Raw genomic sequence first — 13,676 nt, 5'->3', positions numbered from 1 at the left:
AGTTACATATGAAAGGATTGCAGTGAGTTATTTATCGATTGAATTTGGTCTAATTTTTGTAGTTTTTTTTTCGATATATTGGGGTTTTAGATTATTTCCAAAGTTCCAGAATAATTTGCTCTTGATTTCAAGTTATCTTCTTGTTGCTAGCTATAGTTTTCAATTTGCTGTTATCCTTTTTGTTTATACTTGTGTGATATATTTCTTTTCATTAATGATTGCATCTTCTAAGCACTATGCAAAATTATGGTTGGTTTTAGGATTAAGTGCAGCAATTATCAATTTAGCGTTATTTAAATATTTCGATTTTTTTCGATATGAGTTACAGTCATTACTTAACTATTTAAATTTATCTCTTTTATTACCAGTAATGACCGTGCTTATTCCAATTGGCATTTCCTTTTATACGTTTCACTCGGTAAGCTACTTAGTTTCAATAAAAAAGAAAGAATTATCCGTTGTTAAATTTTGGGATTTTGCCTTATTTTTAGCTTTTTTTCCTAGTATAATTGCTGGTCCAATTAACCGAGCAAAAACGTTCCTGCCTCAGATTGCGGTAAGTCAACCAAGAGATATTCTAGAACCTTTCCGAGCATTTACATTAATTATTTTAGCTGTAATAAAGGTTTATTGTTTGGCTGGATTAATAAGTGAAAACTGGGTAGCACCGATTTTTTCAAATCCATTAGAATATAGCGTTATTGATTTATTAGTTGGCTTATATGCTTATGCCATGCAAATTTATCTTAACTTTTCTGGTTATACTGACTTAGTAACTGGAATTGCGCTTTTATTAGGTTTTCGACTGCCGATTAACTTCAATTTTCCTTATTTAGCATCTAATTTACGTGAGTTTTGGGATCGTTGGCATATTAGTTTATCTCATTGGATTCGCGATTTTATTTATATCCCTCTTGGTGGAAGTCGTCGTGGTTTTGTTCGCACTCAAATCAATGTTATGTGTGCTATGTTATTGTCAGGTTTATGGCATGGTTCTGGCATTAGTTTTATTATTTGGGGCGCATGTCATGGATTTGGGATTATTGTTCTAAATGTATTAGATCACTATATGGGACGTGGTTGGATTACTAAGCGCTCTCCAATTATTGCTCGATTAATAACTTGGAATTATATCTGTTTTACTTGGTTATTTTTTTATTGTGAAAGTGTGCATGATGCATTGGATTATTTAGTTGCTTTAGGTCATAATTTTTTGATTGAGTCGCATTATATTGAAGTATTTTTAAGTATATGTGGCATATTCTTAGTATATCCAATATTCAAAAATATTCCTGATTGGTGTACTTTACAACTTAGCAAAATGAATAGAATTTATTTGCCTATTATTTTTATATTCATATTATGGCTAGCTATTTATTATGCACCATCTGGTATGCCAAATTTCATTTACGCTAATTTCTGATTATGAAGCAAAATAAATATGAAATATAGAAAATATTATCAAGCAATAGACGAAGTATTAATCCTCAGAAAAATGGACAAAAATTTGATCCATTCCTAATTAAAGTACTAAAAAAATTAAAGAGCATATGGCAAATACTAAAGTATCAGAATCTGTGATTAGTGAAACAGGATCACTTTCGCCAAAGTATATTTTTACACTACTATTAATTATTGCAATTGTATTAATGGCAATTTTTTACAAGTCGATATTAATTTATTGTCAACAAACATATCATACAGATTTATTTAATTTTTGGAGTGTAACTCAAGAAACGGAGAAAGAAGATTCTGAAGCTCTAGTAGAAAAAATTGCGTTAGTGCCGAAAGATGTAATTAATGACCAAAGTAATACAACTGAATTAATTGATGATGATTCAAAATTAAGGCAATCAGTAAAAAATACGTTAATTATTTCTCCAGTTGATATTGTTAAAATAAAAAATAATAAAGGAAAAAAAATTCATGATCAACCAAAAGTAATTAAGCAAAAGAATCCGAAATTAGGTAAAAATGTAATTGATACAACACCAATAACGAAGCCGACAGATACTACAATAAAAAATGAACTCTCTGAAATTCTAAAACACGATATTTCATTAATTCATGAACCATTGCCGATTGTATTGACCAAAAATGATAAAGTTTTTTTTGTTGGTGATTCTTTAATGCAAGGAGTTGCACCATATGTTAAAAAAATGTTATTTAAACAATATAAAATAGAAAGCTTAGATTTGAGCAAACAAAGTACAGGTCTTGCCTACCCAAAAGCTTTTAATTGGCCAAAAACAATTAATGATAATCTAATTGCAGATCCTTCTATTAAATTACTTGTCGTATTTTTAGGACCTAATGATCCTTGGGATTTTCCTGTAAAAGGTTATACTAAATATGCTAAATTTAAATCTGAATTGTGGGAAAATCAATACCGATTACGTATTGCAACAATTTTAAATAGTGCTTACGAACATGATGTTCAGGTGCTTTGGCTTGCAGCTCCTTGTATGCTCAAATCACAACTTAATGAAGGAATGGTTTATTTAAATACGCTGTATAAATCTGAAATCGAAAAGACACAACAACAATTCTTAACAACTAATCAATTATTAGGTTGTACTTATGAAAAATTCAATAGTTTTATTGAATTTGATGAAGATAGAATAAAAGTTAGAACTAATGATGGGATCCATTTTACACCTACAGGCCAAAAAATTTTGGCTAAAGCGATTATGGAAAAAATCATTTTTAAACAATTAGAGGGTGATGATAGTGATTGAACTTTTAAAGTATGTTCTTACTATAATGGCTATTACTGTATCGGTGGGATGCAGTGTAGCGGAAAGTAAAACCAGTACACAATCTACTGTTGTTGACTTTGGTGATCCCAATGCAAAACAATTTGCCCAACGTTTAAATTCGTTAGCTAAAAATAAAAGTAGTCATCGAGTCATAAAAATTATCCAATTTGGGGATTCTCATTCAGCAGCTGATTTTTTTACTGGTGAATTTCGAACATTAATGCAACAACAATATGGTGATGCTGGAATTGGATGGGTTACACCTGTTGCCATTAAAGGTCAAAATCATACAGCATTGAATTGGAAAGCTAATGATTGGAGCGTAATAAGTAGCCGTACTGTAAGTGATATCGATTTTCCGATGGGTGGATATATTGCTAAGACGACAAAGGATTCAGCTACTATACAAATAATACCTAAAAGTGAAAGTAATAGAAATTGGCAAGTAAAATTAACCTTTAAAGCTTTAAAAAATACACCTAATTTATTGAGTATTTATGATAATAATGATAAAAAAATAAATATTAATTATTTATTCAAAAGTAATGTTTGGCAAACAGTTTCATTTGTGACAAAAACCCCTTTTACAATTAAAGGGGGGCTTGATGTTGAAATTGGGGGAATTTGGTTAAATCTTTCACAACAATCAGGCGTTACTGTATCTTCAATTGCAACTAATGGGGCTAAACAAAGCATATGGCAAAAATGGGGAACTGATTGGTTGAAAGAATTATCTTCTTCAAAAAGTGATTTAGTTATTCTTGAATATGGAACTAATGAAAGTTTTGAAGAAACCTTAGATGTTAATACTTATCGTAAAAGCCTAATAAATAGTATTCGTCAAGTTCGTAAATCATTACCCCATGCAGCGATTTTATTAATAACTCCGCCAGATACCATGGCAGATGAGAATAGTTTTCCTAAATCTTTTTCAACAATTATGAGTATTCAAAAGCAAGTTGCTAAATCAGAAAAAACGCTATATTGGAATTGGCAAACAGCTATGGGAGGACCTTATTCAATTAAAAATTGGCAAAATCGCGGACTCGCCCGTCCCGATTTAGTACACCAAACCTTACAAGGCTATAAAGAAAGTGCTAAAATTTTCTATGCCGATTTTAATAATTTTATTAAAAATAAAAGATAGAATATATAATTAAAAGGAACTAATAATTTATGTCATCTCCAATCATAGTTGCTGTTGATTTTTCTGACACAAAGTCAGCATGGAATTTTATTGATAAAGTTGAACCTAACGATTGCCGTCTTAAAATTGGTAAAGAATTATTTACTCATGCTGGCCCTGACTTTATTAAAAAGATAAAACAAAAAGGTTTCGATATTTTTTTAGATCTCAAATTTCATGATATTCCTAATACGGTAGCTAAAGCAGTAGCTGCTGCCGCTGATTTAGGTGTCTGGATGACAAATATTCATGCTAGTGGTGGTGTTCGTATGATGAAGGCGGCAAAAGATGCGCTTTACCAATATGGAAAAGACGCGCCTTTATTAATTGCGGTCACCGTATTAACAAGTATGGAGTCTTCAGATCTTAAAGAAATTGGTATTGATGTTTCACCATTAGAACAAGCAACTCGTTTAGCATTATTGGCCAAAAATTGCGGGCTTGATGGTGTAGTTTGTTCTGCCAAAGAAGTACAGAGTTTTAGAACACGGCTTGGTAGTGATTTTAAACTGGTTACACCAGGTATTCGCCCAGCCGGCTCTACTCCTGATGATCAGCGACGAATTATGACTCCACAACGAGCGCAAGCAGCCGGTGCAGATTATTTAGTCATAGGCCGCCCTATAACGCAAGCTGATGATCCAACCAAAGCATTACATACTATTTTATCAACCCTTGAATCATCTAAGAGTAATTAGTATGTCAGATAATCCTATTGTTTATTCAACTGAGCATGGTCAAATAACACCTGAAAAAACGACTAAACCTCGTCCAAAAGGCGATGGTATTATTCGTATTTCACGTCATACATCTGGCCGAAAAGGTAAAGGCGTTTGCGTGCTTGAAGGCTTTGATTTAAATGATTCCCAGTTGATGCAATTAGCCGCTGATCTTAAAAAGCGTTGTGGTTGTGGCGGTTCGGTTAAGGATGGAAAAATTGAGATTCAAGGTGATAAACGTGAACAGTTAAAATCATTATTAGAGGATAAAGGATTTAAAGTTAAACTCGCTGGTGGTTAGTATATTGTGAATAAAATAATAATGCCCTTTTAAAAAAGGGCATTATTCGAAAGAGTAATTAATTAGAGTGATAACTGCGCATTTTTTTACTGATTTCACGCCGTTCTTTAGAGATTTCAGCATTTTTGATTATATAATCATCAACACGATCATCGTAATCACTCTTCATGTTGGCAATAATGGCTTGAAGTTCTTCGTAAGTCATATCAGGTTTAATATAATCACTTAAATTTTCAAGTAATAATACGCGTTTTTGATTGTCGCGAATTTTCTTCTCGTTATCTGAAATTTCGCGCTTTAGCTTGTTTAAACGGCGTGACAAACGAATATATTCAAGAACATCTTGAAATGATGGTGCGGCTGATTTTTCCTTGTCCATCTATAACCCCTTATTTCTAAAAAATGGTAAACGATTCCTAGCTAATTATATACCAATAATATTTTAAGGTCATATTAAATATCATTCATATATATTGCGTTTTGTTTTAAATCAAATTTTTTAGGTATAAAATAATAATTTTCTGAAAATTACTGATAAATTTATCGATTTCCCTTCAAATTGCGATAAACACAAAAACAACTATTAAGAATTATTGCAAAGTATTATACAATACGTCATTAATTGAAAAGAGTATCGAATGAGAGAATTATAATGAGCTGGATTGAAAAAATTCTGAGTAAAAATAATATATCGTCAGATCATAAGAAAGCGAATATTCCAAGTGGTGTTTGGACTAAATGTAGTAATTGTGAACAAGTTATTTATCAAGCGGAACTTGATCGTAATTTAGAAGTTTGTCCAAAGTGTGATTATCATATGCATATTCCTGCACGTGTTCGTTTATATCGTTTTTTAGATGAGGGTTCTGATGTTGAAATTGGTTCAGAACTTGCTCCTAAAGATATTTTAAAGTTTAAAGATACTAAAAAATATAAAGATCGTTTAACTGCTGCTCAGAAAGAAACGCATGAAAAAGAAGCCATGGTAGTAATGAAAGGCACATTACTAGGTATTCCAGTTGTTGTAGCTTGTTTTGAGTTTGCTTTCATTGGTGGCTCAATGTCGTCTGTAGTTGGAGCTTTATTTACTCGAGCTGCTGAACAAGCAATTGAAGATAAATGCCCATTAATCTGTTTTTCAACCAGTGGTGGAGCTCGAATGCAAGAAGCGCTATTTTCATTAATGCAAATGGCAAAAACCAGTGCTATCTTAGCCAAAATGCAAGATGAAGGTTTACCGTATATTTCTGTAATGACAGATCCAACAATGGGCGGCGTATCAGCAAGTTTAGCAATGTTAGGTGATATCAATATTGCTGAACCTAAAGCGTTAATTGGTTTTGCTGGTCCTCGAGTAATTCAACAAACAGTACGTGAAACATTACCTGAAGGATTTCAACGCAGTGAATTCCTACTCGAAAAAGGCGCAATTGATATGATTATTCATCGTCAAGATATGCGCCCTAAAATTGCAAGTCTATTGGCTAAATTAATGAAATTACCAGTTCCTTTTGATTCTATCGTTAAGGATGAGGCTATATAACTAATCATGCAAATTAACTCCCCTGATGCCATGTCTGATCTTGAGACATGGCTTTGTTATTTGGAGCAATTACATCCGACAACTATTGATTTAGGACTTGATCGTGTTAAATCAGTCGCGAAGCGACTTGATCTTTTGCAACCCGCACCTTATGTTTTTACGGTAGCGGGTACTAATGGCAAAGGAACGACTTGCCGTACACTTGAGATGATATTACTTGCTGCTAATAAGCGTGTAGGGGTTTACAGTTCACCTCATTTATTGCGTTTTACTGAACGAGTTAGAATAAATAATCAAGAGTCAAAACAACAAGATACAGTTGATGCATTTGTCGAAATTGAAAAGGCTAGGGGGAGTATTTCTTTAACTTATTTTGAATATGCAACATTAGCTGCTTTATATCAATTTAAACATGCTCAATTAGATGTGGTCATTTTAGAGGTTGGCTTGGGTGGAAGACTTGATGCTACCAATATTGTCGATGCAGATATGGCGATTATTACAACAATTGGAATCGATCATGTTGAATATTTAGGTAACACTAGAGAAAGTATCGGTCGAGAAAAGGCAGGAATTTTTAAATCAAAAAGTCTTGCTATTGTTGGTGAGCCAGAAATACCATTATCTATTTTAGAAGTCGCTAAAACTGTCAATTGCCCTATTTATGCAGTAAATAAAGATTGGTCGTATCAACAAATTGATAATTTAACATGGCAATTCATTACTCCATTAAAGCAATATGATCAATTACCTATTCCACATGTACCTTTAGCTAATGCCGCTACTGCAATAGCAGCACTAAATTATTGTTCGCTTTCAATAAATCACGAGCAAATAATAAATGGTCTTGAAAAAACAAGCCTAATTGGGCGATTTCAAATGATACAAACATCACCAATTATAATTGTCGATGTTGCTCATAATCCTCATGCAGCTAACTATTTAGCTAACCAAATTGAGTTATTGAAAAAGGAACATTCTAATATTAGTAAGGTGAGATTTGTCATTGGTATGCTTAAAGACAAAGATATTAAAAGTACTTTATCTTTACTAAATGCTGATCAGTGGTATTGTGCTTCACTTTATGGTGAACGAGGGTGTAATGCCGAGGTATTAAAGCAATATTTACAAGATAATAAAGTAGAACATATTTCAACGTTTGAATCGGTTGATGATGCATATCAAAAGGCTATGCAAGATGCAAAAGAAGATGATATTATTGTCGTTTGTGGTTCATTTTATACTGTATCTGCCGTTTTAGATAAATTAGGCAACTAGGCAAATGTAATCATGGATAATAATCGAGAGAAAACTAATATAAATAAAGTTAGAAATCAATTAGTTGGTTTTGCTACAATATTGTTAATTGTTGCTATATTTGTGCCTAATATCATAACTGATAAATCCAATTTACACACACCTACAATTCCTATTTTACAACCAGAAGTAGTAAATGAACAAAATCAAGTAATTAATTCACAAAGTGAGTTAACAATTAATGAAAGATCAAACCATGGATTTGAACAATCTTACAAACCTGATTCTGAACAATATACTAGTCCGCTAGCTTCACTAGATACAATTGATGATAATTCAGATTCATCATCTATTACTAATTCTGAACAAACAGATAAACCCTATATGATCCAACTTGGCGCATTGAAAAATAAGAAAAAAATTGAGGAATTAGTAGCCTTATTAAGATTAAATAATTATAACGTTATAATTATTCCCAGCAATCCAGAACCAAACCAATTAATAAAATTACAAGTTGGTCCTTATGCTAAAAAAGATCAAGCAGAACAGTTGATTAGTAACCTAAATCATTTAACAAAATTAAAAGGTGTGATTGTGATTAATTAAAAATTATTCTACTTTTTTGTGAGTACAAACATTAAATAAAAATATTAATATAAAATTGTGAGTTATTATGATGAATTGGGTTGATTATACGATTATTGGTGTGATTATTGTATCTGCACTAATTAGTATCATTAGAGGTTTTGTTAAAGAAGCGTTATCTTTAATTAGTTGGGTACTGGCTTTTTTTATAGCAAGTCGTTTTTACATGCATATCACAAGTTATTTAACTTATTTTGATAGTGATATAATTCGTATTGCTGTAGCTATCGCTATTTTATTTATTGCTACATTAATTGTATGTGCTATCGTTTCTTATATTATTGGGCAATTGGTGCAAAAAACAGGACTTTCAGGCACTGATCGTGTGTTAGGTATTTGTTTTGGTGTATTAAGAGGTATTTTGGTTGTAGCAGCGGTACTCTTTTTTGTCGATACTTTTACTCCGTTATCTCAATCACCAGAGTGGAAACAATCACAACTAATTCCGCATTTCCATTTTATCATTCGTTGGTTTTTTGATTTTATACAGCAGTCGTCTTCATTTTTAGTTCAATAACTTTGAGGTAATCATTGTATGTGTGGTGTTGTTGGTATTGTAGGATGCAGTACAGTTAATCAATCTATTTATGATGCTTTAACTGTTTTGCAGCATCGAGGTCAAGATGCTGCGGGAATTGTAACCATCGATGAGCAAAATCGTTTTCGTTTACGTAAAGCAAATGGTTTAGTTAAAGACGTATTTCAAGAACATCATATGTTGCGTTTACAGGGTAATTTAGGAATTGGGCATATTCGTTATCCTACCGCTGGCAGTTCAAGTCCTTCAGAAGCACAACCATTTTATGTAAATTCACCTTATGGTATTGCACTTGCACATAACGGTAATTTAACTAATACTGACCAACTACGTGATAAGGTATTTGAATTAGCTAGGCGCCACATTAATACTAGCTCTGATTCTGAAGTATTACTTAATATTTTTGCAAGTGAACTTGATAAATTCCCTACTTACCCATTAACCGCAGATAATATTTTTACAGCGATCAATCAAGTACATCAAATTATTAAAGGTGCTTATGCTTGCGTTGCCATGATTATCGGACATGGACTAGTCGCATTTCGTGACCCATTTGGTATTCGTCCGTTAGTAATAGGTAAAAAAGTGCTTGATAATCAGAAAACAGAATATATGGTTGCATCTGAAAGTGTTGCTTTAGATATTCTCGATTTTGAATTTATGCGAGATGTAGCCCCTGGTGAGGCTATCTATATTACTCAAGATGGACAATTTTACTCCAAACAGTGTGCAAATAGTCCTCAATATTATCCATGTATATTTGAATATGTCTATTTTGCTCGACCAGACTCATTAATGAATGGTGTTTCAGTATATCAATCTCGTATATTGATGGGGCAAAAACTAGGTCAAAAAATTGCTAGAGAATGGAAAGGCATTGATATTGATGTAGTAATCCCTATTCCTGAAACATCGTGTGATGCCGCGCTTGAAATTGCCAGAATATTAAATAAACCTTATCGGCAAGGATTTGTTAAAAATCGATATGTTGGTCGTACCTTTATTATGCCAGGACAAGCGGAACGGAAACTCTCAGTAAGAAGAAAACTAAATGCCAATCGTATTGAATTTGAAGGTAAAAATGTTCTTTTAGTTGATGATTCTATTGTACGAGGAACCACATCAGAAAAAATACTGGAGATGGTGCGATCAGTTGGTGCTAAAAAAGTTTATTTAGCCTCTGCTGCTCCAGAAATTAGACATCCTAATGTATATGGTATTGATATGCCGGTGGCCAGTGAACTAATTGCTTATAACCGTTCTGTTGAGCAGATCGCAAAAGAAATTGGCGCTGATAAATTAATATTTCAAGATCTTTCAGATTTAGTTGATTGTATTAGAGAACAAAATCCTAATATTCATCATTTAGAATGTTCTGTTTTTAATGGAAAATATATTACTGAAGGAATTGATGATAATTATTTTGATACTTTAGAACATAACAGAGCTGAAAATAAAACAATTCCACCGATTAAAGAGTCTGAAAATCTAGAAATTTATAATGAAGGTCAATATTAGTCATTTGGGTTTTCGATAATACTATCTATTCTTATTAATAAGCTTGAAGTTAACAATTCAAGCTTGTTCATAACTCGTCAATTAATCTATATATTTATTAAAAATTAACATATTTTTACTTGATATTTATTACAAACCAGTAATATATCTCTAATTAATTAATTAAAATTGTTCTTTTAAAAAAAGATATATATAGTTAAACAACTGATAAATAATAAAAAAAATTGTCTTTACAAAAAGATATCAAAAAAAATAATAAAACATTTTGATAAATTACATTTATGTAATAAAATCTTTTTACGTTTAGAGGTTTTGTAAAGAAATTTTAATTTTTAATACAAATCACACTTAACCTTTTAAAGGCATAATTAAAACTATTAATTGGATAATTATGAGCCTTTTGTAAATTTTATTGGTGAAATATAAGGAATGACTAAGGTGAGAAAGAATCTTAAGTTAAGAGTTATCTCAGCATTTGTAATAACTACATTAAGTTGGAATTCTGCTTATGCAACTGATACTCAACAATCATCAAATACAGTTGATAGTAATAATGTTATTGTACTAAAAAATGGTAATAAAGTTCGAGAAATGATTAATAACCAAAAACGTAGTTTGTACCAGATTGCGTTGTTAAGTAATGTTTCAATTTCTGAATTACGCGAAATGAATCAAGGTCGTTTTGATAAAAAGGATATGGTTGAAGTTGATGAGCATTTAGTTTTGCCTGAGAACTCACCTTTATTACCTGCGATAACTAAAAAAAATGACAAAAAAGATAAATATTCAAATTTACCTACGTTAGGCTCTGATGATAATTATGATGTAAAACAAGATAAAAGTGCGTTAGCTAGTCAAGTAGCTAATGCCCTGCAAACTCTCGCAACTCAAGATTGGAAAAGTATTACATCAGCGGATAATGGTGGTATTTCTGGCCATTTGAAAAACAAAGGTAAAGATTATGCTGAAAATTATGTTCGCAATAGTATTCATTCTCAAGTCATAAATCCAGTTCGTGGTGCTGCTCAAGATTTCTTAGGCCGTTTTGGTACTGCGCAATTACAATTTGATTTGAGTGATAAAGGCGATTTTAATAATGTTAATGTTAAATTATTTAGTCCTTGGATTGATACAGAAAGTACATTGATATTTAGCCAGTTGTCATTCCAAGAATATGAACATAATCGTCATATCGGGAACTTTGGTATTGGACAACGTTGGGACGTTGCCGATAATAAATGGTTATTAGGATATAACGCCTTCCTTGATCATGACTTCCAGCGCTCACATAATCGTTTAGGTTTAGGTGCTGAAGCTTGGACTGATTACATGAAGTTTGCAGTTAACTATTACCATCCATTATCTGATTGGAAAGATTCAAAAGATTTTGATGATTATTTAGAACGAGCTGCAAGAGGATTTGATGTTCGTTTTCAAGGTTATTTACCTCAATATCCTCATTTAGGTGGTTCACTTATGTATGAACAATACTATGGTGATAAAGTTGCTTTATTTGGTAAAGATAATTTACAAAAAGATCCTAGAGCGGTGACCGTTGGATTAGACTATACTCCAGTTCCTTTATTCACAATTAAAGCTCAACATAAACGCGGACAAGATAGTCAGAAAGCTACATCAGCTGAATTAACCATGAATTATCGTATTGGAACACCGTTAAAAGATCAGTTAGATCCGGATATGGTTCAAGCAGCTCGTTCTCTTAAAGGTAGTCGATATGATTTAGTTGATAGAAATAATTATATCGTTCTTGAATATAAAGAAAAACGAATGACTGTAGATTTAGGTTTAGAATCACTCCAATTAGTTGAAGGTTCAATTCATGATCTAAGTATAGGACTTCGCAATGTAAAAGGTGTATCAAGTGTAGCTTGGTCAGGCAACATGCAAGAAATAGATCTTGCTGAAGGTTTCTTATGTTCTTCTATTGGGACATGTACTAGTTCATCATGGCTAACACCTCCGGCTGATGTGAAAAATTGGAAAATCGTCGCGCCAAAATATGTGGATAGAAATGGTAACAGACAACCTACTAGTACTAATGGTATTTATACTCTGGCTGTTACGGTTACTGATAGTAAAGGTAAATCAGCAACATCTAATTCGGTTTCCTTTGAAGTTTTACCTAACTTAGATATTCGTAAAATCGGTGTTTGGGCGATTGATAGTTCAAATAATCCGTCATCTTCTATACAAAATGTTGCTGATGGTATGAGTTCAGTAACATTATTAGCAAGTTTAGTTACTCCAGTAGCATCGACTGGTAGTGGAGATTTTGGTGATGGTTATGAAGGTTTTAGTGATCAATTATTAATGGATAAGATAGATAGTTCTTTTAAATCCTCGGTTACTGATTTATGGACTGCTACTAGTAATGGTAGAAATGTTGATTTAATTGATGGAACTTCAGGTAATGTAAGAAGATGCCCTACATCAAATCGTTGTATCATTGTTAAGTCTTTTGAAAAAGTTAAAATGGGTGCAGATATATCTTCAAATGCCTCAACAGGAGCTGGAACGACGGTTATTGGTGATACTTATACTATGGATGTTGCTTCAAACTTTAATGGAATAGTTGATTTTTCCATTAAATTAGATGGTTATGGTACCTCTTTTAATCAAGCTTCAGTTGATTTTAGCGGTGGTCTAGATCAAGCTCGTTTTATTAAAGTCTATCGAAATGATGGAACTCTTATTGCTAAACAAGTTGGAAATTCACTTGTATTTGAACCTAATATAACTGAGTGGAAGGTAGGAACTGAATATTCAGTAGTAGCTTATGAGGATGATGCAGAAACTGTCGAACTTGTAAACCCGTTCGTTATTTGGTCATTAGTTGGTTCTAATGGGACAGCTTGCCCGGGAAGTGCAATGACTACGTTACCAACCCATACTGATAATCCTGATGGTCCATGGTTTAACGTAAGTATGGGACCAAATGCGTCTTACACTATCAAAAATAACGTAGATAGTTTGGCAACTTCTGGTACAAGCCTTTCAGGTATAGATGGTGCACCTAAGTATCTAGATCTTAGCGCACAAACTGCATCACCAGTAGCATGTGCAGGTGACCAAGGATTTAAACTACAAGTTTCAATAAATTAAAAGAATTTTAATCACCTTTGATCTAATGAGAATAGAATGAAGGTGATTAAAAAGTAAAACCAATAAAAAGTTGCTTTTATATAAATG

Annotated in this window: 12 protein-coding genes; 11 read left to right on the top strand and 1 reads right to left on the bottom strand. The window is 32.4% G+C overall.

Annotation, left to right across the window (positions count from 1 at the left end):
* The first annotated feature begins 22 nt into the window (after nt 1–22).
* The 5 genes from AC5LXI_RS13950 to yciH all read left to right on the top strand — a co-directional run bounded on the left by AC5LXI_RS13950 (nt 23) and on the right by yciH (nt 4,965).
* Nucleotides 23–1,423, top strand: coding sequence for an MBOAT family O-acyltransferase (locus tag AC5LXI_RS13950; RefSeq protein ID WP_493442881.1), 1,401 nt, complete (start codon nt 23–25; stop codon nt 1,421–1,423).
* Nucleotides 1,424–1,550: 127 nt separating this feature from the next.
* Nucleotides 1,551–2,738 (top strand): SGNH/GDSL hydrolase family protein, encoded by a 1,188-nt coding sequence (locus AC5LXI_RS13945; protein ID WP_493442880.1) that lies wholly within the window; start codon nt 1,551–1,553, stop codon nt 2,736–2,738.
* Nucleotides 2,731–3,906, top strand: coding sequence for an SGNH/GDSL hydrolase family protein (locus AC5LXI_RS13940; protein ID WP_493442879.1), 1,176 nt, complete (start codon nt 2,731–2,733; stop codon nt 3,904–3,906). The genes AC5LXI_RS13945 and AC5LXI_RS13940 overlap by 8 nt, the downstream gene beginning before the upstream one ends.
* A gap of 29 nt (nt 3,907–3,935) precedes the next feature.
* Entirely contained in the window at nt 3,936–4,643 is a 708-nt protein-coding gene (pyrF, locus tag AC5LXI_RS13935) for an orotidine-5'-phosphate decarboxylase (protein ID WP_493442878.1), read from the top strand.
* Nucleotide 4,644: 1 nt separating this feature from the next.
* Nucleotides 4,645–4,965 carry a stress response translation initiation inhibitor YciH gene (yciH, locus tag AC5LXI_RS13930; RefSeq protein ID WP_493442877.1) on the top strand — a complete coding sequence of 107 codons (321 nt, stop codon included), beginning with the start codon at nt 4,645–4,647 and terminating at the stop codon, nt 4,963–4,965.
* A gap of 58 nt (nt 4,966–5,023) precedes the next feature.
* Here the strand turns inward: yciH and tmaR are convergent, their stop codons facing one another.
* A complete protein-coding gene (gene tmaR / locus AC5LXI_RS13925; protein ID WP_493442876.1) occupies nt 5,024–5,344 on the bottom strand; it encodes a PTS system regulator TmaR in 321 nt (106 codons plus the stop codon).
* 273 nt (nt 5,345–5,617) lie between these two features.
* On the opposite strand from tmaR, the gene accD reads away from it, so the two are divergent.
* From accD to AC5LXI_RS13895, 6 genes are all read left to right on the top strand, one after another.
* Nucleotides 5,618–6,508, top strand: a complete 891-nt coding sequence (gene accD, locus AC5LXI_RS13920) for an acetyl-CoA carboxylase, carboxyltransferase subunit beta (protein WP_493442875.1) — start codon at nt 5,618–5,620, stop codon at nt 6,506–6,508.
* Nucleotides 6,509–6,511: 3 nt separating this feature from the next.
* Complete coding sequence (gene folC, locus AC5LXI_RS13915) at nt 6,512–7,786, top strand: bifunctional tetrahydrofolate synthase/dihydrofolate synthase (protein ID WP_493444319.1); 1,275 nt, start codon at nt 6,512–6,514, stop codon at nt 7,784–7,786.
* 12 nt (nt 7,787–7,798) lie between these two features.
* Nucleotides 7,799–8,371 (top strand): SPOR domain-containing protein, encoded by a 573-nt coding sequence (locus AC5LXI_RS13910; RefSeq protein WP_493442874.1) that lies wholly within the window; start codon nt 7,799–7,801, stop codon nt 8,369–8,371.
* 70 nt (nt 8,372–8,441) lie between these two features.
* The gene (locus tag AC5LXI_RS13905) at nt 8,442–8,927 is read left to right on the top strand and encodes a CvpA family protein (protein WP_493444318.1); all 486 of its coding nucleotides are present in this window, start codon (nt 8,442–8,444) and stop codon (nt 8,925–8,927) included.
* 18 nt (nt 8,928–8,945) lie between these two features.
* Nucleotides 8,946–10,466: an amidophosphoribosyltransferase gene (purF, locus tag AC5LXI_RS13900; RefSeq protein WP_493442873.1), complete on the top strand. Its 1,521-nt coding sequence runs from the start codon at nt 8,946–8,948 to the stop codon at nt 10,464–10,466.
* Between the two features lie 438 nt (nt 10,467–10,904).
* A complete protein-coding gene (locus tag AC5LXI_RS13895; protein WP_493442872.1) occupies nt 10,905–13,589 on the top strand; it encodes an inverse autotransporter beta domain-containing protein in 2,685 nt (894 codons plus the stop codon).
* Nucleotides 13,590–13,676: the final 87 nt, after the last annotated feature.

Source organism: Gilliamella sp. LMG 34361 (genome assembly GCF_984569075.1).
The sequence above is the reverse complement of the archived record's forward strand: the minus strand, read 5'-3'. Positions and strand labels throughout refer to the sequence as shown.